Source organism: Streptomyces sp. PU-14G, from assembly GCF_041028275.1.
GTDB lineage: Bacteria > Actinomycetota > Actinomycetes > Streptomycetales > Streptomycetaceae > Streptomyces.
Genome location: NZ_JASKYT010000057.1, coordinates 1 through 22,907 on the forward strand (window position 1 = coordinate 1; position 22,907 = coordinate 22,907).

Below are 22,907 nucleotides of genomic sequence, written 5' to 3' on the forward strand. Positions count from 1 at the left end.
GTACGCGGAGCCGGGCGCGGCGCCCGTGGCGGGGCTGCCCGGTGGCCGCTGTCAGGACCCGTCCGCCGCCACCCCGCGGGCCACCTGCTCCAGACGGTGACGGTGCTTCTCCCACCAGGCCCGGTCAGCCGGCGGCATGTTGTCGTTCCCGTCCCGCATCCCGGTGGCGCCGTCGACGAGTTCCCGCACGATGTCGGCGTGGCCCGCGGGGTGGCGGCGGACGGGTCCTGACAGCGGCCACCGGCCCGGTGGCGGGGGGGGGTGGCAGGGATCGGCGGCAGGGTCCGGCCGAGGAGGCGGACCGCGGGCGCCCGTGCGCGCCGGCCGTGGTCGGCCCGTGCCCGGGCCCCGGCCGCCGCCCCCCGCCACCGGGCAGCCCCGCCRCGGGCGCCGCGCCCGGCTCCGCGTACTTCAGCGGATCGCGACCGGGCTGACGGGGGAGCCGACACCGCCGGTGACGCGCAAGGCGGTGGCCGTGAGGAAGAAGTCCCAGGTGTCGTCGGTGCGGCAGGCCGCGGCGAGCTCCTCGAAGTTCCAGATCTCGCCGAGCATCATGCCCATGTCCCTGATCAGGATGGCGTGCAGCGGCACGAGACCGTCGGTGGCGGGCTGGACCTCGACCCCCCAGTTGTCGGCCGCCACCATCGCCAGTTCGCGCTCGTGGATCCACGAAGCGCACTCCGGGGCGAGTCCCGGCTCGGCGTCCAGCCAGCCGTCCCAGCCCTGGGCCAGCCCTTTGCGCATCCAGCCGGTGCGCACGAGCAGGGCGTCACCGCTCCTGAGCCGGGTGCCGCAGGTTTCCTCGGCGCGCTCCAGGTCGGCCACGGTGACGGCGCGGCCGGCCTCCAGCCATTCCCCGCCGTCGAGTCCTGCGACATCGAGGAGGACCCCGCGCCCGGCGAAGCCGGGGAGTGTGGCGTCGATGGCGTTGCGGGTCGCTCCGCGGGCCGGGGCGACCGTCTCGACCGGCACCCCGTTGTAGAAGGAGCCGTCGTATCCGACGTGGGTGAGGCCGTCGAGCTGGGTCCCGGACTGGAGGGGCATGGAGATGAAGTCGTCGCTGATGACGAGCCCCTCAGGCGCGGTGAAGTCGTGCGGGGTGACCGTCATGGTGTGGACGGGGTTGATCCGCCGCATCCAGCCGGTCTGCGGTCCTGTGGAGCCCACCGGGATGCTCAACTCGTACCGTCGGCCGGTCCGCACGGCCTCGACGGCCTGCTTGACCGTCTTCGGGGTCACGAAGTTGAGGGTACCCAGCTCGTCCTCTTCGCCCCAGCGTCCCCAGTTGGACAGCTCGCGGCCGGCTTCCTTGAACGCGTATTCGGTCATGTTGTGCCCTTCTCTTCGGGGGTCGGCGGCACCGGCCCCGAGTGGCGCCCCGAGTCCGGGGCGGCGCGGCCGGTCCCGGGCGAAGCCCAAACTCCCGGTGAGGGACCGGGCCCGGCCGTTCCACCACGAACGATGCACTGACTGCACCCACCAGGGCGTCTGGAGTGCACTCATTGCACTCTCCGGTGGAGGGTACTCTGGACAGTGCAATGAGTGCAAAAACCCTGCTGGGCGACTCCGACGGGACGGAAGCGTGAGCGCATCGCGACGACAGGCGCCGAGCCAGCGCGAGTACAGGAAGCGGGCGACCACCGCCCGCCTGCGGGACTCGGCGACCAAGCTGGCCGGCCGGCGCGGCAGAGACCAGGTCACCATCGACGACATCTGCGCCGACGCCGGAGTCTCCCGCCGCACGTTCTTCAACCACTTCGCGACCAAGGACGAGGCCTTCCTCGCCTGGGACGCCTCCGACGACGCGTACCTCGTCGGCCTCATCGTGGACAGACCCAGGGCGGAAAGCGCCGTACGGGCCGCGCTGTGGGCCATGACGACCACCGCCTTCGCCCCCGAGCCCGGCAGCCGCGCCACCGTCGTGCGCGAGGTCATGGCCCACAGCCCGGGCGTGGCCGCGCAGGCCACGCAGCTCACCCGCAAGGTCGTCCGCGCCGTCGAAGCGGGCATCGCCGCGCGTCTCGGCCTGCCGGAGGACTCCCATGTCGTGCGCCTCGGCGCCGTCACCGCCGTCGCCGCGCTCACCGTGACGATGCGTACGGGGGACAGCGGTGAAGCCGAGCGGGAACGGCTCTTGGAGGAGACCTGCCGCGTTCTGGACGCGGGCTTTTCGGCCGTCCGGCCCGCCGAAGCCCCCTGAGCGCTGTCGGCTTCCCCGCCGACGGGCCTCTCGGAGCGCGTGGGCCGAACGAGTGCGCCAATGCGGTGAGGTCTGTGGCACCGCCGCCCGAACGGGTACCCCTGTCCACCCGAGTTCTCCTCCGCGGCGCGGACCGAGCGCCTTTGTGTGCTGAAGGGACCCAAGAGCAGTGACAGACGTAGCCAGCCAGGGATCCGCACCCGATGACGACCGCCCGGTGCTCACCAACCGGCAGGGCCACAAGGTCTACGACAACCAGAACCAGCGGACGGTCGGCGCGCGCGGCCCTGCCACGCTGGAGAACTACCAGTTCCTGGAAAAGATCAGCCACTTCGACAGGGAACGCATTCCCGAGCGGGTGGTGCACGCCCGCGGCGCGACCGCCTACGGGTATTTCGAGAGTTACGGCGGCTGGGGCGAGGAGCCCGTCAGCCGCTACACCCGCGCGAAGCTCTTCCAGGAGCGCGGCAAGCGCACCGATGTGGCCGTGCGGTTCTCCACCGTGATCGGCGGCCGGGATTCCTCGGAGGCGACCCGCGACCCGCGCGGTTTCGCGGTGAAGTTCTACACCGAGGAAGGCAACTGGGACCTCGTGGGAAACAACCTGGGTGTCTTCTTCATCCGGGACGCCATCAAGTTTCCCGACGTCATCCACGCGCTCAAGCCCGACCCCGTCTCGCACGAGCAGAAGCCGGCCCGGATCTTCGACTTCATGTCCCAGACCCCCGAATCGATGCACATGCTCGTCAACCTCTTCAGTCCGCGCGGTATCCCCGCCGACTACCGGCACATGCAGGGATTCGGCGTCAACACCTACAAATGGGTGAACGGCGAGGGGAAGACCGTCCTGGTCAAATACCACTGGATGCCCAAACAGGGTGTGCGCAGCATGACCGAGGACGACGCGGCGGCCGTCCAGGCCTCAGAACTGGGGCACGCGACGAAGGATCTGTACGAGGCGATTCGCCGCGGCGACCACCCCGAGTGGGAACTGCTCGTCCAGATGATGGACGACCACGACCATCCGGAGCTGGACTTCGACCCCCTGGACGACACGAAGACCTGGCCCGAGCAGGACTTCCCGCCCAAGCCGGTGGGCCGCATGGTTCTCGACCGCACCGTCGAGGACTATTTCGCCGAGAACGAGCAGATCTCCTTCGGAACCGGTGTCCTCGTCGACGGCCTGGACTTCTCCGACGACAAGATGCTCGTGGGGCGGACCTTCTCCTACAGCGACACGCAGCGCTACCGTGTCGGCCCGAACTATCTCCAGCTTCCGGTCAACCGCGCCAAGAACGCCACCGTGCACACCAACCAGCGCGACGGGATGATGGCGTACGAGCAGGATCCGCACGCGGGGAATCCCGAGGTCAACTACGAACCGTCGGTCATGGGCGGACTGCGCGAGAGCCAGTATCCGACCTCCGACGACGAAGGGCCGCAGATCCAGGGCCGCGTCACCCGCAAACGCATTCCGCGCACCAACGACTACCTTCAGGCGGGACAGCGGTACCGCCTGCTGGAGGACTGGGAGCGCGACGACCTGGTGAAGAACTTCGTCGACCTGATCTCCCAGGCCGACCGCACGGTCCAAGAACGGATGGTGTGGCACTTCCTGCTCGTCGAGAACGAACTCGGCCTCCGCGTCGGCGAGGGGCTGGGGATCGGCCCGCACGACGTCTCCCACCTGGAGCCGCTGGTCGGCCAAGACCTGACGGAGGAGGACCGTGAGCGACTGGCCCACCTGGGCAGCAACCCGGCGCGGGACGTCACCGGCCTCACCATGACCCACTGCGTTCCGGATGAGCGGCACGTCGTCACCCGCTGACGCGTTCGAGGAGGGGTACACGCGCACCGGGCCGGCCACGTCGGGAGGGAGCACGAGCAGGTATGGCAGCGACGAAGCGGTACGCGGTCGCCGCGTCGGGGCAGTGGGTGGACGACGAGGACGGCCGCCGACTGCCCGGAGGCGAGGTGCACGCCTGGGAACAGGGCCTGAACCAGACCGTGTGCGGCCTCTCGCTCAGCCGGTCGAGGCTGACACGGTTCGCGCACGTCGCGTGGCCCGACATCCTTCCCGACTCCGGAGGAGCGGCGGACCGCGTCCAGCGGGTGTGCCCCCGCTGCGCGTCCGTCGCAGGCCGCCGCGGCGGTGAGGCACGTCCGCGCTGGCACCGCACCAACCCCCGGCCCTGACCGGCCCGCCCGCGGTCGACCGGATGGGCATCGCCGCGGGCGGGTGCCGCGACGACGGCACATGAGGCGGGGCATGAGGCGGGGCATGAGCTAAGGGGGGCGCGTAAGGCGGGGCATGAGCAGGGGGGCGCGTGAGGCGGGCGCGCGCGGTGGGGCCGTGAGCCGGTGGCGGCACGGGGACCGCGCGGTGGCGTGAAGGCGTGCCCGCCGCGCCGGGTGCGGCGGGCCGCACACCGCGAACGGACCTCGCTTGTCCGGCGGTGATCCATTCCGGTTATGCTGCCTGCGACTCGGCATGACGGTGCGTCACCGGGTCTCCGGTCACGTCCAGTTCTGCGCGGGTCCCAAAAACGGTGGGGCGAGCCCGTCGGCGACCGGAGGTGCACTCGCTGCTGCCCACATCGCCTCTTTGCCCAGTCCGTCGAACGATTTGAGGACGCTGATGATGCGCACGGGTTCGTCGCCCGGAGGACAACGGTCCGCGCCGCCCTGGATGTGGTGGCTCCCCGCGCTCGCCATGGCCGTCGCCACGGCCGTCGCGGCCACCCAGGTCCCCGGCGACGCGCGCTCCGCGGTCATCTGGTGCGGGGCCGTCGGGACCGCCGCCGTCGCGCTCACCACCGCCGAACTGTCCCGCAGAGGGCGGGCGCTGGAGGCGCTGCGGAGCCAGTACGCGGAGCACCAGGCGACCCTCCAGCGGCACCTGCACGAGCAGGAGGCCGCGACCGTGCGGTTGGCCAAGGAGCGGCTGCCCGAAGCGGTGGAGGCGCTGCGCCGGGGCGAGTTCGCCGAGAACGTGGTGCGCTCGGCCGCGTCCGCGGGGCCCGCTACCGGCCTCGGGGCCGAGTTCGAGGCGGCACACCACGAGTTGGTGCGCTCGGTGGTCGAGGCGGTGCGGGCCGAGGAGTCGCTGCGCGACTCCGCGCAGCGCGGCGTGGTCAACATCGCCCGCCGCGTCCAGGCCATCGTGCACCGCCAGGCGACCGACCTGCGGGAGATGGAGGAGCGGCACGGCCAGAGCCGCGAGTTCTTCGCCGACCTGCTGCGCCTGGACCACAGCAACGCCCTGATCAGCCGGCTCGCCGACACCATCGCGGTACTCGGCGGTGCCAGGCCGGGCCGGCAGTGGAGCCAGCCCGTGCCGCTCTACAGCGTGCTGCGGGGCGCCATGTCGCGGATCGCCGACTACCAGCGGGTCTCGCTGCACTCGGTCGCCGAGGTCGCCGTCATGGGACGCGCGGTGGAGCCGCTGATCCACGCGCTGGCCGAGCTGCTGGACAACGCCACCTGCTACTCGCCGCCGCAGACCCGCGTCCACCTGACGGCGGGCGAGGTGCACGCGGGCATAGCCGTCGAGATCGAGGACGGCGGGTTCGGACTGAGCGAGGAGGCCCGCACGCGTGCCGAGCACATGCTCGAGACCGCGCGTGAGGGCATCGACCTCAACGACCTCGGCGAGGCCCCGCGCCTCGGCCTGACCGTGGTGGGGCGTCTGGCGCAGGAGTACGACTTCCAGGTGTCGCTGGCACCGTCCGCCTACGGGGGCGTGCGCGCCGTGCTCGTCGTCCCCCACGAACTGATCACCACGGCGCCCGCGAGTGGGCGCGCCCACGGCATCGGCGCCGCATCCGGCCAGCGCCCGGCGAACCGGCCGGTGGCGTCCGTGCCGCCGGCCAGGAAGGACACAACGTCGACCTCCGGCCGCGGGGAGCAGGAGCTGATGGACGAGGAGACGCCGCAGGTCGCCGAGCGCACCGCCAGTGGGCTGCCGCAACGGCGCAGCCGCCGAGGCGGCCGGCCCACCGCTGCCCGCACGAGGGCCGGCGCTCCCGCGGTGGAGGAGAGCGAGCGGGAGGAGGAGGCGACGTCTGGCGAGCCCGCCCCCGGGATGTGGATGGGCGCCTTCCAGGAGGGCCTGTCAGGCAAGCGATCGGCAACGACTGCCGCCCAGGAACACAGCGACAAGTCGTCGGATGAAGGTGAGTGATCGATGGTTCGGCAGCCCGACATGGACTGGATGCTCAAGGACTTGGCGGAGAGCATCCCGCAGACCCGCCATGTCGTCCTTCTGTCGTCGGACGGTTTGTGCATGGCGCAGTGTCCGCTGGACAAGGACACCTCCGACCGGCTGGCGGCGATCGGAGCAGGCCTGCAGAGCCTGGCCAGAGCGGCTGCCGAGGAGTTTCCGCACAGCAACGGCAGCATGCGCATGGTCGTCATCGAACTGGACGGCGGCTTCCTGCACCTGATGGCGGCGGGGGAGGGGGCGCACCTGGTCGTCCTGGTCGACGAGGGCGTCGACATGGGCCTCGTCGGGCAGCACATGCGCGGCCTTGTCACGCGGATCGGCGCCCACCTCACCAGCCCCCCGCGTGGCGACCGGCCGGCGCGATGACGCAGGTGGGCGAGGAGTGGGACGAGGGCGGTCCGGAGCGGTTGTACGTCCTGACGGGCGGACGCAGCGGCTTCGACGAGACCGGCCTCGACCTGGTCACGTTAATCGTCTCCCGCACACCACCGCAGATCGGCATGCAGCCTGAGCACGAGTCGATCCTGCGGCTGTGCGCGTCCCCGCTGAGTGTCGTGGAGATCTCGGCACACCTGAAACTCCCGGTGAGCATCGTCAGCGTGCTGCTCGCCGACCTCTTGGCCGAAGAACGTGTGGAAGCCAGGGCGCCCGCCCCTGCCCTTCCCGACATCGACATCATCAAGGCGGTGATCCATGGCCTCCAGAACCTCTGAGACGGCAGCGGGGCCTCGGAGCGAGGACGCGCTGCCGGCGTCGGCCACCTCCGCGGTCAAGATCGTCATCGTGGGCGGATTCGGCGTCGGCAAGACGACCCTGGTGCGCTCCGTGAGCGAGATCAGGCCGCTGACGACCGAGGAGACGATGACGCAGGCCAGCACCGGCGTCGACGACCTCGCCGGCGTCGAGCGCAAGTCGATGACGACCGTCGCCATGGACTTCGGCCGCATCAGCCTCAACGACGAGTTGGTCCTGTACCTGTTCGGCACGCCCGGGCAGCAGCGCTTCTGGTTCCTGTGGAACGGACTGTTCGACGGGGCGCTGGGGGCCGTGGTGATCGTGGACACCCGGCGGCTGGAGGCCAGCTTCGACGTGCTCGGCCGCCTGGAGGAGTCGCAGACGCCCTTCGTGGTGGCCGTCAACGCGTTCGACGAGGCACCGTCCTACACCGACGGGGAGTTGCGCGAGGCGCTGGACCTGACCGACGAGGTGCCGCTCATGGTATGCGACGCCCGGAGCCGGGAGTCCAGCAAGGGTGTCCTCCTGGCGCTGATGCAGTACCTGCACTCCCTCGCCACGACTTCGGCGGCGACGTGACCCCGCACCCCCCGCTCCTCGGACGGGCGGCGGGAGACGCAGGTGCCGTCCCTGCGGCCCGCACCCGGCGCTCCCGCTCGCCACGGGTGCGCGTCCGTGCGCCCTCCCGTGGCGTAACGCCCGTCTTCACTCCGTCTGAGGTGGAATCGCCCCTGCACCCATGAGAAATATGCCAAGCACGTTCTACTGAGTCCCCTGTGGCGTGAATGGTTGCTTGTGGCAATGGATACACATGAGCAAAGAGGGTTACGCCGCGTCATCTGCTCCGTGCCACGTGTCGGCCCGCCCCCTCCGGGGGGGCGGGCCTCGGCATGGGGCTTGCCGCGCGCGGCGTCGTGTCCGGAACTCCGGCGCGCCGTCGGCGGACCCTCTGGAGTGTTCGGGCAAGAAAGCGGCACGGCCGCAGGAGTGACTGAGGTGATCGATAGTGGAGCACGGGGTACTGGTCCCGCCCGTCTATTCTCCCATTTCCCCCGCGATACACCCCCGGCACGAGCGGATCGACCAACAGACCGCCGCCTGGGCGAAGAGCTTCGACATCGGCTCGCGTGAACTCCGCGAGAAGCTCATCGGCCACGACATAGGCACCTTCGCCGCCCGCATCCTCCCGGACGGCGACGAAGAGGTCATCTCGCTCCTCGCCGACTTCGTTCTGTGGCTCTTCGGCGTCGACGACGGCCACTGCGAAGAGGGCGAACTCGGCGCCGACCCCAGGGAACTCGTCCCCGAACTCTCCCGGCTCCTGCGCGTAGCCCAGAACCCGGAAGCCGCGATGCTCACCGACGACTCCCTGGCCGCCGGGCTGCGGGACCTGCGGTACCGCATGAACCTGCACGCGACACCGGGACAGGTCGCCCGCTGGGTCGACGCACTGCGGGAGTACTTCCTGTCCGTGGTGTGGGAGGCCTCGCACCGCAGCAAGGGCACCATCCCCGACCTCAACGACTACACCCTCATGCGGCTCTACGACGGTGCCACGTCCGTCGTGATGCCGCTGCTGGAGATGGGCTACGGCTACGAACTCCAGCCGCACGAGAGGGACAGCACGGCCGTGCGGGCCGCCGCCGAGATGGCCTACTTCATCATCACCTGGGACAACGACCTCTTCTCGTACCACAAGGAGTCCCGCGGCTCGCAGTACTACCTCAACGTGCTGCGCGTGCTGGAACACCACCACGCGATGGGCCCCGCGGAAGCCCTGGAGACCGCCGTCGCCCAACGCGACCGCGTCATGTGCCTGTTCCTGAGGCTCAGCGCCCACCTCGCCGCCTCCGGCAGCCCCCAACTGCGCCAGTACCTGGAAAGCCTCACCTCCTTCATCCGGGCCGCGCAGGACTGGGGCATCTCCTCGCGCCGGTACACCACCCCGGAGGACCCCGCCGACCTGCCCACCACGTTCCGTGACACACCCACGGACGACAGCACCGAACCTCTCGACATCCCGGCCGTCTCCTGGTGGTGGGACGTCGTCCCAGACGGGCCGGTCCCCGCCGCCCCGCCCGCCCCGCGCCACAGGCAGCCGGCGGGCGGCGACGTCGGAGCGCGGGTGCTGGTCGGCGACCCCCTGCCGTCCACGCCCTCGCAGTTCACCGCCCGCACCGCGGGCTGATGCGGCCGGCCTTCCACGGGGAGCGGATCGCCGCGTACGCGCGGGTGAGGGCCGGCCGGGCCGCGGCCATGGCCGAGGGCTGGGCACCCCCTGAAGGCCGCACTGCCGCGCGCCGTGACGCCGAGACTGCTGGACCGGTTGCCGACGCGGGTGCTGCCGCGACGGCGGTGGTGTGACCGCCCCAGCGCGGTAGCCGCTCCTCCGCGCGCCTTCGCCCCCGGCCACCGGGCCGGGGGCGTCGCGCTCGCCTACCGTCTGCTGTCCTGTCCGATCCATCCGCCGGCGCCTGGGCCCTGGAGGCGTACCGGCGACTCGCCGCGGACGCTCAGCGCAGCGGGCCGACTCCGCTCCTTGCGCTGCGTTTCGCCGCGCTCCCGGCATCGCGGGCGACCCGTGCGATCCCCCACGGTCGACGGCGCGGTTCCCTGTCGTCTGTCAGGTGCCCAGGCGCCGCGGACGGCGGTTGGCTTGGCAGCGTGCACGCGGCATGGCGCCGCGTGTGTGGCCCGGGGTCGTACACGCGGCGCTTCGGAGTGAACGTCGTGTCCGCGCGGTGCGAAACGGGGACAGCAAGAGGGCGAGTATGCGCTGTCCGACGGGGCGCGGGACACGGGAGACAACGGGGGATCGATCGATGCTGCGCATTCACTTCACGAACGACGACCTCGCGCGCACGCGCATCGCCGGCGGCCCTGACCCCCTGTGGGAGATCCTGCTGAGCCTGCACATCCTGCAACGCGACGACCGTCCGGACGTCTTCCGACAGTGGCGGGCGAAAGTGCGCGGGCAGGTCGGCAGTGACACGGCACTGCTGTACGAGCTGGCGCCGCCGCGGGGCTACTCCGTCGACTTCCTGACCCCCGCGGGGACCGCAGACCTGGAGGCCGGCATCAGGACGGTACTGGGTACGCCGCGCGTCCGGCTGCGGGCCGAACTCGCCACCCTGACGGCAGGGAAGCGCCCGACGCCCTGGCAGCGGGCGGTGGGCGAGGGCCGGGACGACGCACTGCGGCACCTCGGCAGGACGCTGCGGGACTACCACGCCGTGGCCGTCGCCCCCTTCTGGCCCGAGATCCGCCGCCGCGTCGAGGCGGACCGCGCGATGCGCGCCCACAAGCTGCTCGACCACGGGTTGGGGCACCTGCTCGGGACGCTGCACCCCACGGCGCGCTGGGACGGCGCGGTCCTCACGCTCTCCTACGGACAGTGCGACCGGGACCTGCGCCTGGAGGGCCGCGGTCTGGTACTGGTGCCCTCCTTCTTCTGCTCGGGCAAGCCCATCTGCCTGCGTGACCCCGGTCTCGCGCCCGTGCTGGTCCATCCCGTCCGGCACGAGAGGGGGTGGGCCGCGGTGGCCCGCCGCACGCCGGTGCAGGCACCCTCGGCCCGTCCCCTCGCGTCCCTGATGGGGCGCACACGCGCGGCGGCCCTCGAGGCGATCGCTGCCGGCTGCACCACGACCGAACTGGCCCGGAGGCTCGACATCTCCCTCGCGGCGGCCAGCGAGCATGCCACCACGCTGCGGGCGGCCGGACTGATCGCCACGCTGCGCCGGCATCGCGCAGCGCACCACTCCCTGACAGCTGTCGGGGCGCAGCTCCTGGACCAGAGCCTGAGGGGCGGCGCCGCCGGGCGGGTCGCGTGAGCGCGGGATCGCCGACGGGAAACAACGAGCGAAAGGTGAGCTTGGCGCTATCCGCTCGTGCTGACGTCCGAGTGGCGTGAGCGGTGTGGCGGCAGATGACAGAGCGTTTGCCGGCACCACTGGGAAAATCGTCGCCTGGCAATTCCGCTGCCTCATTTCGACCAGGGGCGAAACGCGGCGTCCGGACTTCCGGGCGATAGGCGTTGTGCGAAAACATGCCAGTGGGGCAAGAATTCTGTCGCGCAGGCAGAAATCGCACAATTACACGGGAGGAAATGAATGGGCTTCTTCCAGCCCGCCGGCGGGAGGCGTTCGGTACGCCAGGGGGTCCCGTCCGGTCAGCACCTCGTCTCTCCCCCTCTCGCCGTCTCGCTGTCCGGTATCCGTGCCCGGCGGGAGGTGGCGGCGGCGCCGGGCCACCGCGCCCGCAACGCCCCTCTCTCCGCCCGTACCGCGTAGGAACGGAGGCTGAGGAACATGGACTGCCGAACCAGCGTCGAGCGCCGGCCGGACGAACCGGGCGGCGGCCAGTGGCCGCACACGCCGCGCGACGGCGAGAGCACGGTCGACGTGCCGGTGGCCGCCCTGTGTCCCGCCGACTCCCCGCGCGCGGGCGGGGAGGACGCGGCACACACGCGGGCCCTCGCCGAGACGGAGGCGACCCTGCCGCCCCTCCTGGTGCACCGGGCCACGATGCGGGTGATCGACGGGATGCACCGCCTGCGGGCGGCCGAGCTGAGGGGGGACGCGACCGTCCCCGTGCGCTTCTTCGACGGAGACGAGGCCGCCGCCTTCGTCCTGGCCGTCAGATCCAACATCGCGCACGGGCTGCCGCTCACGCTCGCCGACCGCAAGGCCGCCGCCCTCCGCATCGTCACCTCTCACCCTCAGTGGTCCGATCGGATGATCGCGGACGCCACGGGGCTCGCGCACAAGACGGTGGGTGCAATCCGCCGGCGTCACGGCGGCGAGGCGCAGCCGGCCGGGCGCGTCGGGCGGGACGGCCGTACGCGCCCTGTCAACAGCGGCGAGAGAAGGCTGCGGGCGAGCGAGCTGCTCGAACAGGACCCGCACGCGACGTCCGAGGAGATCGGCCGGGCGGCCGGTGTCTCGCCCACCACGGTCAAGGAGGTGCGCAGACGGCTGCGCCAGGGCGAGGACCCGCTGCCGGCCGCGCGCCCGGGCTGGGACGTGCACGACCCCGGTGAGCACGTGACGCCGGGGGCCAGGCCGCAAGCCCCGTCCCGGCCACGGCCGCCGTCCGTGGCACCGCACGACGCGCCGCGACAGTACCTCCCGACGGCTGCCGCCCCCGTGCCGGACCGTGCGGCGGACATCCAGCGGCTGTGCGCCGATCCTTCGCTCCGCCTTACCGAGTGCGGGCGCGCGCTGCTGCGGTGGTTGAGCGCCGGGCCGCGCACGGCCGAAGAGGTGGCCGCGCTCGCCAGCCGGATGCCCGCCCACCACCTCGGACTGATCGCGGGACTGGCGCGGCAGAGCGCGTGCCTGTGGCAGCAGTTCTCCGACGAGGTGGAGCGGCGGGCCGACCCCCGCGCGACAGCCGGGAACTGAGGAACGGGTCGACTGGGGAAATTCCCCAGTCGACCCGGCGCGCTCCCGCGCCCCCGCGTGGTGCCGGGTTCTTTCCGCACGCGTTTACGCCTGTGCTCGCTTTCCGTACGCGTTGCGCCCGTGCTCGCTTTCCGCACGCGTTGCGCCCGTGCTCGCTTTCCGCACGCGTTGGCGCCTGTGTGCGCTTTTGCGGGGCAGTCCTGGACGGTGCCCGCATTTCCCCGAACCGCCCGCGCCGCGGGTTGGCGGTGTGTCAGGAATGCGGCGAACGGAGAACAGTGGCCGCGCATCACCGCCTGTGCTAAAAAATTCCGCATGAGCCTTATCGAGTTTCCAGAGGACTGGAATTCCGCATTGGTGGTGATCGCCCACCCGGACGACGTCGAATATCCGGGAGCGGCACCCTTCGCGCGGTGGACGGCGCAGGGAAAGAAGGTCGTCTACGTGGTGGCCAGCCGCGGTGAGGCCGGTCTCGACACGATGCCCCCGGAGGAATGCGCGGCTCTGCGCATGGCGGAGCAGACGGCAGCTGCGGCAGAAGTCGGGGTCCACGACGTGGAATTCCTCGACCATCCCGATGGAATGATCGAGTACGGTCTCGGACTGCGGCGCGACATCGCCTCGGCCATCCGCAGGCACCGGCCCGAACTGGTCGTCATCGGCAGCCACCGGGAGATGAGCGGGAACGGCATGCTCAACATGGCCGACCACCGCGCTGTCGGGCAGGCCGCCATCGACGCGGTCCGCGACGCGGCGAACCGCTGGGTCTTCCGCGAGCCGGCAGCAGAGCCGTGGTCAGGCGTGCGGTACACGGCCCTGCTCGGCTCGCCCGCCAACACCCACGCGGTCGACATCGAGGAGTGGTTCGACGCCGGCCTGCGCTCCCTGCTGGCCCACCGCGCGTATCTCGAGACGCTGGGCACCTCCGCCGACGAGGCCGAGGCGATGCTGCGGAAGTTCGCCATGGACGTGGCCTCCAGGTTCGCAGGCCGCCCCGGCGTCGGCTTCGAAATGCTCTGAGAAGCCGGCAGCAAGGCACCGGCGGCCCGGAGAACACCCATGGTCCGGCAATCACACGCAGTTCGGGAATCCCGAGCGGAGAGGGCAGAGATGAGCACCACGACCGGTTCGACAGAAACAGAGGGCGTCTTCGCGACCTCCTGGGAACTCACGGCGTCGGTCGCGATCGACGCACCGGCCCAGACGGTCTACCGCATGGTCAGCGACATCACGCGCATGGGCGAGTGGTCCCCCGAGTGCTTCGGCGGGAGGTGGGTCGAGGGCGCTCCTGGCCGGGTCGGCGCCCGCTTCCACGGCTTCAACAGGGAGGGGGAGGCGGTGTGGACCAGCGAGTCGGAGGTCATCGAGGCCGACGAGGGACGCGCGTTCGGCTTCACCGTCCTCAGGTTCTGTGCCGGAGAGCCCGGCCCCGACTCACGCTGGCTCGGCGGTTCGCAACCGGGCGACATGACGTGGTCGTTCGCCGTCGAACAGGACCCGGGCACCGGGGGGTGCCGCCTGACGCAGCGCCACGTCATGCGTCTCGTCGGGCCCTTCTACCGCGCCCTCCTCCAGGAGGTCGACGAGACGGGCCGCGCGGACCACGTACGCAACCGCAGGCAGCACCTCCAGCACTCGATGGAGGCGACCCTGGCGCGGGTGAAGGACGTAGCCGAACAGCGCGCCTGACCAGCGACCGCGCAACGGGGGGAGTACGAGGTGAGAATCGGCATCGTCGGCGGGGGCGCCTCAGCGGTGTGCGTCCTCGACGCGCTGGCGCGGTCCGGTCGTCCGGGCGGCCAGGTGACGGTCTTCGATCCGGCGCCGCAGCTGTGGCGCGGGCGGGCCTACCAGCACGACACCGCGGCCGTGCTGGTCAACTCGCCCGCGGAGGACATGTCCGTGCGGCAGGGGGACGACGGGCACTACGAACGGTGGCTGGCACGCCGGGGTGTCACCACCTCGTTCGCGTCCCGCACGGTGTACGGCGACTATCTGGAGGAGACGGCGCGCCAGGGGATCGGCCGGCTCAGGGCCCGCGGGTGGCAGGTCACTCTCGTGCCCGAGGCGGTGGACGGGGCGTTGCGCGCCGCCGGCCGTCTCGTCCTGCACACCGCGGGCGGGCCGCACGCGCCGTTCGACCACGTGGTGCTCGCCGTCGGGGGAGGCCGCCCACGCGACCACTACGGGCTCGCCGGCCGGCCGCACTTCGTCGCCGACCCCTACCCGCTGGCCGCCACCTTGCACGCGTTCGGCGCGGACGACGAGGTCGCCGTCATCGGTACGGGCCTGACCGCGGTGGACGTCGTGCTCGGCCTCGCCGCGCGCGGACACCGCGGGCCGGTCACCCTGCTGTCCCGGCACGGGGTGCTGCCCGCCGTGCGGCAGCGCCCCATCCACCACCGGCTCCGGTACTTCGTCCCGGCACGGTTGCACGCGATGGCCGGGCGGGGCCGACACGTCTCCCTCGCGGACGTCATCGCGTTGCTGCGCGGCGAGTTGACCGAGGCGGGAGCCGACCCGGACGACGTGTGGCAGGAGATCCTGCGCACCGGGCAGGAGGCGCCGCCGGCACGGCTGCGCCGCCAACTCGGCGACGTCGACTGCGAACGCATCGGACTGCGGGTGCTGCAGCAGGCCGTGCACGTGTGCGGCCCCGACCTGTGGCCACTGCTGTCCGAGCAGGTCAGACAGGACATTCTCGGCCGTCACCACCGCACCCTGATGAGCCTGTGCTGCCCCATGCCGGCGAGCAGCGCCCAGACCCTTCTCGGGCTCCTGGACTCCGGCCGCCTGCGGATTCTCGGCGGCGTGCGCGCGGTGGCCCCCCTCGCCGGGGGCGGATTCCATGTCACGGCCCAGAGCGCTCGACTGGTGGCTCGGCACGTCGTCAACGGGGTGAGCGCGCCGGCGCACCGCATCCCGCTCCCGGCCCGGCGGCTGGTGAACGCGCTCTACGCCGAGCGGCTGGCCATGCCGCACCCCGACGGCGGCCTGTGCGTCGAGACGGCCACCAGCCGGCTCGTCGGCTCAGGGGCCGCCAACCCGGGGATCTACGCGATCGGGGACATCGCGGGCGGGACCTTCTTCTTCACCTTCGGCATCCCGTCCCTGGTGGACCGGTGCCACGACATCGTCACCGACATCCTCACCACCCGGCGCTCGCGCGCCAGAGAGGAAAGCCGTGTCTGACCACACTTCCACCCTGCCCGCCCACCTCGCGGACACCCCCACAGGGCTGCCGATCCCCGGCCCACCGGTGCACGCGTCGGTCGACGAGGAGCGGCGCCACCGCAAGCAGCGGCTCGCCGCCGCCGTCCGGCTGTTCGGCAAGTACGGCTTCGGCGAGGGCATCTCAGGCCACATCTCCGTCCGCGACCCGGAGGAGCCCGACGTCTTCTGGGTGAACCCGTTCGGCGTCTCCTTCCGGCACGTGCGGGTGGCCGACCTGATCAGCGTGGACGCCGACGGCGTGGTGCGGGCCGGCAGGCACCCGGTCAACCCGAGCGCGTTCGCCCTCCACGCGCAGATCCACCGGCTCTGCCCCGGCGCCGACGGCGTCGCGCACGGCCACACCGCGTACAGCCGGGCGTTGGGAGCGCTGGGGCGGCTGCTGGAGCCGCTCGACCAGGAGTCCGCGGCCTTCCACGACAACCAGGTGCTCTACGACGACTACGACGGGCCCGCCATCAGCGTCGAACAGGGGCGCGACATCGCCACGCGACTCGGTGACAGGACCGCCGTTCTGCTGCGCCACCACGGGTTGATCACCGTCGGCGGCTCGCTCGAAGAGGCCGTGCACTGGTTCTTCACCTTCGAAAGCTGTGCCCGGGTCCAGTTGCTCGCCGCCGCCGCGGGCGCCCCCAGGCCGATGACCGCCCACCAGGCGCAACTCGCCCGCGAGGGGTTCGGCGACAGCCAGCTGGCCTGGTTCAGCTTCCAGCTGCTCTGGGACGAGATCACCCGCGAACAGCCGGACCTCCTCGATGAGTGACCACGGGAGGGGGGCGCGGGCGCCCCTCACGCACCGGGGAGAACAGGCGGTACAGCGCCGGGTGGGGGAGGGAGGCCCACGGCACGGCTCACCGATGTTCGGGCCGCACATCCCCGCCCCGCACGCCGAGTTCCTCTCCGGGAGCCGCATGGTCGTGCTCGGGTCCGTGGACGACGAAGGTGCCGTGTGGGCGACCCTGCTGACCGGCCCCAGCGGGTTCGCCCTGCCGCTCGACGAGACCACCCTCGCCCTCGCCGCCCTCCCCGCCGACGGCGACCCCCTGCGGTACGCCTTCGAGGCGGCGCGGCCGGGCGGCCTGCTCGCCCTCGACCCGCTGCGCGCCCGTCGCCTGCGGGCCAACGGGCCCGTACACCGGGAAGGACACCGCCTGGTGATGCGTACCGAACAGGTGCTGCGCAACTGCGCGAAGTACGTCCAGCAGCGCCGGCCGCTCCCCGACGGGGTGCGGCGCGCCCACAGCGGCCCCGTCGCGTCCGGTTCGACGCGCCTCACGGCGCGGCAGCAGCGGTGGATCGGGGAGGCGGACACCTTCTTCGTCGCCAGCCACTCGCCCGAGCACGGAGCCGACGCCAGCCACCGCGGCGGCAGGCCCGGTTTCGTCACCGTCACCGGCGAGCGGAGCCTGCGCTGGCCCGACTACCGGGGCAACTCCTTCTACATGACGTTCGGCAACCTCGAACTCGACCCCCGCTGCGGATTGCTGTTCGTGGACTGGGAAAAAGGCCATACTTTGCAGGTGACCGGGGAATGCCACGTCGATTGGGACGACCGGTCCGCGCCGGGATCCGAACGGACCGTGCATTTCACCGTGCGACGCGTCGTGCAGGTCGAGAACGCCACGTGGCTGCGCTGGCGGTTCCTCGCGTACTCCTCGTCCGTTCCGTGACCCGCCCGACTCCCCTCGCGCACCCACCTTCCTTTCACGCCATACCGAGGACGGCGAAAATGACCACCCTGGAAATGCGGCAGGAAAACTCTGTGCCGAACACGGCCGAAGACATTCTCGCCGCCGTGCGGGCGCTCACCCCCGAACTGCGGGAGCGCTCGGTGGAGATCGAGCAGAACCGGAGGCTGCCCGCCGACGTGGTGCAACTGCTGCGCGGCGCGGGCGTCTTCCGGATGGGATTCGCCCGCGAGTTCGGCGGGCCCGACCTCACCTCGGCCGAGCAGACCGCGGTGCTCGAAGCGCTGGCCTACGCGGACACGTCCGTCGGCTGGTGCGGCATGATCGGCATGGACAGCGGGCTGTACTGCGCCTACCTGCGGCCCTCCACGGTCCGGGAGATGTTTCCCACCCCTGACATGAGCACCGGCGGACTGATCAACCCCAACGGGCGGGCCGAACGGGTGCCGGGCGGCTACCGGCTGAGCGGCCACTGGAACCTGGGCAGCGGCGTCACCCACGCCGACTGGATCTCCGCCGGGGCGCACACCTGCACCGACGGCGAGCTGGACCGCGACGCGGACGGCAACCCGAACTGGCGGGTGCTGCTGGTGCCTCCAGGCGAGGTCACACTGATCGACACCTGGCACGCCACGGGGCTGGCCGGCAGCGGCAGCCTCGACTACGCGGTCGAGGACGTCTTCGTGCCCGAGGAGCACACCTTCAGCTTCGGCACACCGCTCAGCCGCACAGGACCGCTGGCCGCCCCCGACTCCCTCATGCGCAAGATGCCCGGCGTCCCCCTCGGCGCCGCTCGCGCCGCGCTCGACCACGTGCGGGAGGTCGCCAGGACGAAGGTCAACAGGCTGACGGGCAGGCGGTGGGCGGACGACTACCGCGTCCAGTTCACGCTCGGCGAGTGCGAGATGGACTTCCTCACCATGCGGCACGCCGTCTACGGCAGCGTGGAGGACAAGTGGCGCGCGCTGGAGTCCGGCACCGCCTACGACGAGCTCACCCCCGACGAGCGGGTCGCCACGGTGCTGCTCGCGCAGGGCGCCTTCCGCGGTGCCCTGTCCATCGTCCGCCGCCTGTACGACCTGCTGGCCACGGCCTCGATCTACAAACCGTCCCCCATGGACCGCTGGCTGCGTGACCTGACCACCATGTGCCAGCACGTGATGGCCCAGGACGTGATCGTGCAGTCGGCGGGCGCGCACCTGCTCGGTGGCCGTCCCGACTTCCCGTTCGCCGTCGGCGTCACCGTCTAGCCGAAGGCCGCGACGATGACCACGCCCACGACCGGGGCGCAGCCCGACGTGCCGAACACGGCCGAGGACATCCTCTCCGCCGCCCGGGCGCTCGTTCCCGCCCTGCGGGCACGGGCGGCGCAGATCGAGGAGGCGCGGCGGCTGCCCGCCGACCTCGTGGAGGCGGTGCGTGCGACCGGCGCGTTCCGCATGGGATTCGCCGCCGAGTTCCGCGGCCCCGCGCTCACCGCCGCCCAGCAGACCCGGGTCCTCGAAGAGCTGGCGTACGGGGACTCCTCGGTCGGCTGGTGCGCCATGGTCGGCATGGACAGCGGACTGTTCGCCACCTACCTGCCCCGCCCCGCCGTCCGCCGGGTGTTCCCCTCGCTGGACATGAGCACCGCCGGCATGCTCGCCCCCGCGGGCCGGGCCGAACGGGTACCGGGCGGATACCGGCTGAGCGGCCACTGGAGCTTCGGCAGCGGCATCGCCCACGCCGACTGGGTGTTCGCCGGGGCGCACACCTGCACCGACGGTGAGCTGGACCGCGACGCGGACGGCAACCCGAACTGGCGGGTGCTGCTGGTGCCCCCCGACGAGGCCGAACTGATCGACACCTGGCACGCCACAGGACTGGCCGGATCGGGCAGCATGGACTACGAGCTCCACGGCGTCTTCGTTCCCGAGGAGCGCTCCTTCACCTTCCGCGCGCCCCGCAGCCGGACAGGACCGCTGTCCACCCCCGACCTGCAGATGCGCAAGATGCCCGGCGTCCCCCTCGGTGCCGCCCGGGCCGCCCTCGACCACGTACGCGAGACGGCCCGGCACCTGGCCGGCCCCGGGACCGGACGGGCCTGGAGCGAACAGACCAGGGTGCACACCGTCCTCGCCGAGTGCGCGGCGGAGCTGACCGCCGCGCGGTACGGCGTCTACCGCAGCCTCGAACACCGCTGGAACCGCCTGGAGCCCGACGCCACCCAGGCCGACCTCACCCCCGAGGAGCGGGTGGACACCATGCTCGCCCGGGTGCGCGCCTTCCGGGGTGCCCGCGACGTCGTCCGCCGGCTGTGCGAGCTGACGGCCACCGCCTCCCACCCCCTGCCCCCGGTACTCGACCGCAGGCTGCGGGACCTGGAGACGATGTGCCAGCACTTCATGGCGCAGGACCAGATCATCCAGTCCGCGGGCGCCCACCTGCTGGGCGGCACCCCGCACAACCCTCTTGTGCTCGGAATTCTCGACTAGGAGAAGAGCTCGGATGCCTTTCGCCGATACCCCCCAAGGCCCCCTGCATTCCCGCTCCGGGCCGGACACCTACTGGAGCACCACCAACGTCGGCGAAGCGTTCCCCGGCGTCGTCACCCCCCTGAGCTGGTCGCTGTGCGCACCCGGCGTGGAGGCCGGCATCCGCGCCGGTTACGCGCGCGTCGGCGCACTGCCCCGCCGTGAAGTGCGCGTACCGGCACGGGAGGAGGACCGGCTCATCTCCGTCTTCCACGGCCGCGGCGCGCTGAACGTGAACTTCTTCTGCCGCATGGGTGCCAACCTGCCGGGCAGCGCGCCCGACGCCGTCGCCCGGCAGTTCCTCGGCGACCTGCCCGCCGGCATCCCGGCACGCAGCACCCTGCGCCGCCTCCCGGCCGTCGCCGTGAAGCTGCCCCTGGCCCAGGCCACCATCCGCCGCGACGTGCTGCGCCGCACCGCACCCGTCAAGAGCTGGTGGCAGCGGTGGGTGCCCCGCCTCGGGACGCTCGACCTGCCCGGCTCCCGGCAGGCTCTCGCCGCCGCGCAGGTGCGGTTCCACGAGATGCTCCACGTCCAGGCCGCGGGGCTGTTCATCGGCGTGCAGACCGTCTACGACCGGCTGGCCGCACTCCTCGCACGCGCCGACCTGCCACCGCAGGTGGCCGACGCGCTGGTCGGCGGCCACGGCGCGCACGTCGAGACGGAGCTGATCCGCGACCTGTGGTCCCTGGGCCGCGGCACCCTGACCCTGGAGCGTTTCCTGACCGAGCACGGCTACCACGGGCCCGACGAGGGAGAGGTGTCCGCGCGGGTGTGGCGCGAGGACCCGACGCCCGTCCTGCGCCTGGCCGAGCGGTACGCCGGCCTCGACGTCCACGCCGATCCCGGTGCGGCAGCCGTCCGGCGGGCCCACGCGCGCCGGGAGGCCGAACGCGCACTCCTGGCCTCACTGCCTGCCCGGCAGCGCCCCGGCGCGCGGCTCGTCCTCCACCTGGCGGTCTCCCGCATCCCGCTGCGGGGAGTCGCCAAGGCGGCGTTCCTCCAGGCACTGGACGTGGCGCGCGGCGCGGCGCGGCGGATGGGCGCCCACCTCGCGGAGCAGGGCGTCCTGAAGGACCCGGAGGACGTCTTCTGCTTCACCGTCGACGAGCTCACCGGCACGCTGCCCGCCGACGCCGCGGACCTCGCCGCCGTACGGTGCGCCCAGCGTGCCGAGTTCCAGGCCGTCACCCTCCCGGCACACTGGCGGGGAAACCCCCGTCCCGAGCCGCGGCGGGAGGAACCCGACCCCGGGGCGAGGCAGGCGCGGCAGGCGGACCCCGGCCTCGTGCCGGGGCGGGGCAGCCGGGACGCGGCGCCGCACGCCGCGGGGAAACCGGCCGCCGAGGCGCCCGCCGAGGTGCGGGGGATCGGTGCCGGAGGGGGAGTGGCCGAGGGCGTCGTACGGGTGGTGCGCGATCCGGCGTTCGCGGACGTCGAACCCGGCGAGGTGCTGGTCTGCGAGACGACCGACCCCAGTTGGGCCTCGGTGCTCTTCCTCTCCGCCGCGCTGGTGGCCGACGTGGGCGGCCCGCTCAGCCACGCCGCCGTCGTCGCCCGCGAGATCGGTGTGCCCTGCGTGGTGGGCACCGGCGACGGCACCCGCACGCTGGCCACAGGCGACCGCGTCCGCGTCCACGGCGGTACCGGGGTGGTCGAGATCGTCGACCGGGCCGCGGACCCGGCCGCCCGTGAGACGACGGGCGGCACGCCATGAGCACGGCCGCACCGGCCGCCCCCGCCCCCAACTCGGCGCCGGAGATCCTCGCAGCCGCCAGGGCCCTCGTCCCCGTCCTGCGGGAACACGCGGCCGAGACCGAGGAGCGCCGAGGCCTCTCCGCCCACCTGGTGGAAGCGCTGCGCGCGACCGGCGTGTTCCGGATGGGCTTCCCCCGTGCGCTCGGCGGCCCGGGCCTCACCTCGACCGAACAGATCGAAGTGATCGAAACGCTCAGCTACGGCGACACCTCGGCCGGCTGGTGCGCCATGATCGGCATGGACGCGGGGCTGTACGCCCTGACGGACACGGCGGTGCGCGAGATGTTCCCCAGCCTGGACGTGATCGCCGCCGGCATGCTGCCGCCCGTCGGCCGTGCCGACCGGGTCCCCGGCGGCTACCGGCTCAGCGGGCGCTGGAGCTTCGCCAGCGGCATCGCCCACGCCGACTGGGTGTCAGCCGGCGCGTTCGTGCACACCGACGGCGAGGCCGAGCGCACCACGAGCGGCGGCCCCTACTGGCGGATCATGATGGTGCGCCCGCACGAGGTCGGCGTCGTCGACAACTGGTACGCCACGGGGCTGGCCGGCAGCGGCAGCGCCGACTTCACCGTCGACGACGTCTTCGTACCCGAGGAACACACCTTCAGCCTCGGCGAACCCACCCGCACAGGACCGCTGGCCGCCCCCGACGTGCTGATGCGGAAGATGCCCGCCGTCGCACTGGGCGTGGCGCGCGCCGCGCTCGACCACGCGAGGGAGACCGCCAGGGCGAGCGCCGCAGGGGCGGCCGGCGCGCCACGGGCCGACGACCACCGTGTCCAGTACGCGCTCGCCGAGTGCGAGGCCACCTTCCTGTCCGCCCGGCACGCCGTCTACGGCAGCCTGCGGCACCGGTGGGACCGGCTGGCCTCGGGCGCCGCGCTGGACGACCTCACCCCGGATGAGCGCGTCGCCACCATGCTGACCCGCCTGGCGGCGATGCGCGGTGCGCGCACCGTGGTCCGCGGGCTCTACGACCTGCTGGCCACCGCCTCAGTTCGCCGGCCGTCCCCGATGGACCGCTGGCTGCGCGACATGGAGACCATGTGCCAGCACGTCATGGCGCAGGACCGGATCATCCAGTCGGCGGGAGCCTTCCTTCTGGGCGGACAGCCGCTGTTCCCGCTCGCCCTCGGAATCGTGCACTAGGAG

Annotated in this window: 22 protein-coding genes; 20 read left to right on the forward strand and 2 right to left on the reverse strand. The window is 72.2% G+C overall.

The window, feature by feature from the left end; translation table 11 throughout:
• Positions 1 to 231: hypothetical protein (locus AB8Z75_RS09795; RefSeq protein ID WP_369201070.1), on the forward strand; the 231-nt coding region annotated here is incomplete at its 5' end.
• A 180-nt stretch (positions 232 to 411) separates the two neighbouring features.
• Here the strand turns inward: AB8Z75_RS09795 and AB8Z75_RS09800 are convergent.
• Positions 412 to 1,329 (reverse strand): cyclase family protein, encoded by a 918-nt coding sequence (locus AB8Z75_RS09800; RefSeq protein ID WP_369201043.1) that lies wholly within the window; start codon positions 1,327 to 1,329, stop codon positions 412 to 414.
• A 253-nt stretch (positions 1,330 to 1,582) separates the two neighbouring features.
• On the opposite strand from AB8Z75_RS09800, the gene AB8Z75_RS09805 reads away from it, so the two are divergent.
• From AB8Z75_RS09805 to AB8Z75_RS09815, 3 genes are all read left to right on the forward strand, one after another.
• Positions 1,583 to 2,200, forward strand: a complete 618-nt coding sequence (locus AB8Z75_RS09805; protein WP_369201044.1) for a TetR/AcrR family transcriptional regulator — start codon at positions 1,583 to 1,585, stop codon at positions 2,198 to 2,200.
• Between the two features lie 169 nt (positions 2,201 to 2,369).
• Complete coding sequence (locus AB8Z75_RS09810; RefSeq protein WP_369201045.1) at positions 2,370 to 4,028, forward strand: catalase; 1,659 nt, start codon at positions 2,370 to 2,372, stop codon at positions 4,026 to 4,028.
• A gap of 62 nt (positions 4,029 to 4,090) precedes the next feature.
• Positions 4,091 to 4,396: a hypothetical protein gene (locus tag AB8Z75_RS09815; RefSeq protein ID WP_369201046.1), complete on the forward strand. Its 306-nt coding sequence runs from the start codon at positions 4,091 to 4,093 to the stop codon at positions 4,394 to 4,396.
• Positions 4,397 to 4,717: 321 nt separating this feature from the next.
• Here the strand turns inward: AB8Z75_RS09815 and AB8Z75_RS09820 are convergent, their stop codons facing one another.
• The gene (locus AB8Z75_RS09820) at positions 4,718 to 4,849 is read right to left on the reverse strand and encodes a hypothetical protein (protein ID WP_369201047.1); all 132 of its coding nucleotides are present in this window, start codon (positions 4,847 to 4,849) and stop codon (positions 4,718 to 4,720) included.
• 40 nt (positions 4,850 to 4,889) lie between these two features.
• Between AB8Z75_RS09820 and AB8Z75_RS09825 the strand changes: the two genes are divergently transcribed.
• The 16 genes from AB8Z75_RS09825 to AB8Z75_RS09900 all read left to right on the forward strand — a co-directional run bounded on the left by AB8Z75_RS09825 (position 4,890) and on the right by AB8Z75_RS09900 (position 22,904).
• Positions 4,890 to 6,383, forward strand: coding sequence for an ATP-binding protein (locus tag AB8Z75_RS09825; RefSeq protein WP_369201048.1), 1,494 nt, complete (start codon positions 4,890 to 4,892; stop codon positions 6,381 to 6,383).
• A gap of 3 nt (positions 6,384 to 6,386) precedes the next feature.
• Entirely contained in the window at positions 6,387 to 6,791 is a 405-nt protein-coding gene (locus AB8Z75_RS09830; protein ID WP_369201049.1) for a roadblock/LC7 domain-containing protein, read from the forward strand.
• The gene (locus AB8Z75_RS09835) at positions 6,788 to 7,138 is read left to right on the forward strand and encodes a DUF742 domain-containing protein (protein WP_369201050.1); all 351 of its coding nucleotides are present in this window, start codon (positions 6,788 to 6,790) and stop codon (positions 7,136 to 7,138) included. The genes AB8Z75_RS09830 and AB8Z75_RS09835 overlap by 4 nt, the downstream gene beginning before the upstream one ends.
• Positions 7,119 to 7,739 (forward strand): ATP/GTP-binding protein, encoded by a 621-nt coding sequence (locus tag AB8Z75_RS09840; protein ID WP_369201051.1) that lies wholly within the window; start codon positions 7,119 to 7,121, stop codon positions 7,737 to 7,739. Before AB8Z75_RS09835 ends, AB8Z75_RS09840 begins: the two co-directional genes overlap by 20 nt.
• A 427-nt stretch (positions 7,740 to 8,166) precedes the next feature.
• Positions 8,167 to 9,348: a selina-4(15),7(11)-diene synthase gene (locus tag AB8Z75_RS09845; protein WP_369201052.1), complete on the forward strand. Its 1,182-nt coding sequence runs from the start codon at positions 8,167 to 8,169 to the stop codon at positions 9,346 to 9,348.
• A gap of 634 nt (positions 9,349 to 9,982) precedes the next feature.
• Complete coding sequence (locus tag AB8Z75_RS09850; RefSeq protein ID WP_369201053.1) at positions 9,983 to 10,993, forward strand: winged helix-turn-helix domain-containing protein; 1,011 nt, start codon at positions 9,983 to 9,985, stop codon at positions 10,991 to 10,993.
• A 477-nt stretch (positions 10,994 to 11,470) separates the two neighbouring features.
• Positions 11,471 to 12,565, forward strand: a complete 1,095-nt coding sequence (locus AB8Z75_RS09855) for a ParB N-terminal domain-containing protein (RefSeq protein ID WP_369201054.1) — start codon at positions 11,471 to 11,473, stop codon at positions 12,563 to 12,565.
• Positions 12,566 to 12,880: 315 nt separating this feature from the next.
• Positions 12,881 to 13,585, forward strand: a complete 705-nt coding sequence (locus AB8Z75_RS09860) for a PIG-L deacetylase family protein (protein ID WP_369201055.1) — start codon at positions 12,881 to 12,883, stop codon at positions 13,583 to 13,585.
• Between the two features lie 90 nt (positions 13,586 to 13,675).
• Positions 13,676 to 14,254, forward strand: a complete 579-nt coding sequence (locus AB8Z75_RS09865; RefSeq protein WP_369201056.1) for an SRPBCC family protein — start codon at positions 13,676 to 13,678, stop codon at positions 14,252 to 14,254.
• A gap of 30 nt (positions 14,255 to 14,284) precedes the next feature.
• A complete protein-coding gene (locus AB8Z75_RS09870; protein WP_369201057.1) occupies positions 14,285 to 15,757 on the forward strand; it encodes an FAD/NAD(P)-binding protein in 1,473 nt (490 codons plus the stop codon).
• On the forward strand, positions 15,750 to 16,559 hold the full coding sequence (locus AB8Z75_RS09875; RefSeq protein WP_369201058.1) for a class II aldolase/adducin family protein: 810 nt from the start codon (positions 15,750 to 15,752) through the stop codon (positions 16,557 to 16,559). Before AB8Z75_RS09870 ends, AB8Z75_RS09875 begins: the two co-directional genes overlap by 8 nt.
• Before the next feature lie 94 nt (positions 16,560 to 16,653).
• Positions 16,654 to 17,466, forward strand: a complete 813-nt coding sequence (locus AB8Z75_RS09880) for a pyridoxamine 5'-phosphate oxidase family protein (protein WP_369201059.1) — start codon at positions 16,654 to 16,656, stop codon at positions 17,464 to 17,466.
• A 59-nt stretch (positions 17,467 to 17,525) separates the two neighbouring features.
• The gene (locus AB8Z75_RS09885; protein WP_369201060.1) at positions 17,526 to 18,734 is read left to right on the forward strand and encodes an acyl-CoA dehydrogenase family protein; all 1,209 of its coding nucleotides are present in this window, start codon (positions 17,526 to 17,528) and stop codon (positions 18,732 to 18,734) included.
• A 15-nt stretch (positions 18,735 to 18,749) separates the two neighbouring features.
• A complete protein-coding gene (locus tag AB8Z75_RS09890; RefSeq protein WP_369201061.1) occupies positions 18,750 to 19,958 on the forward strand; it encodes an acyl-CoA dehydrogenase family protein in 1,209 nt (402 codons plus the stop codon).
• Between the two features lie 13 nt (positions 19,959 to 19,971).
• Entirely contained in the window at positions 19,972 to 21,714 is a 1,743-nt protein-coding gene (locus tag AB8Z75_RS09895) for a PEP-utilizing enzyme (RefSeq protein ID WP_369201062.1), read from the forward strand.
• Positions 21,711 to 22,904 carry an acyl-CoA dehydrogenase family protein gene (locus tag AB8Z75_RS09900; RefSeq protein ID WP_369201063.1) on the forward strand — a complete coding sequence of 398 codons (1,194 nt, stop codon included), beginning with the start codon at positions 21,711 to 21,713 and terminating at the stop codon, positions 22,902 to 22,904. Before AB8Z75_RS09895 ends, AB8Z75_RS09900 begins: the two co-directional genes overlap by 4 nt.
• Positions 22,905 to 22,907: the final 3 nt, after the last annotated feature.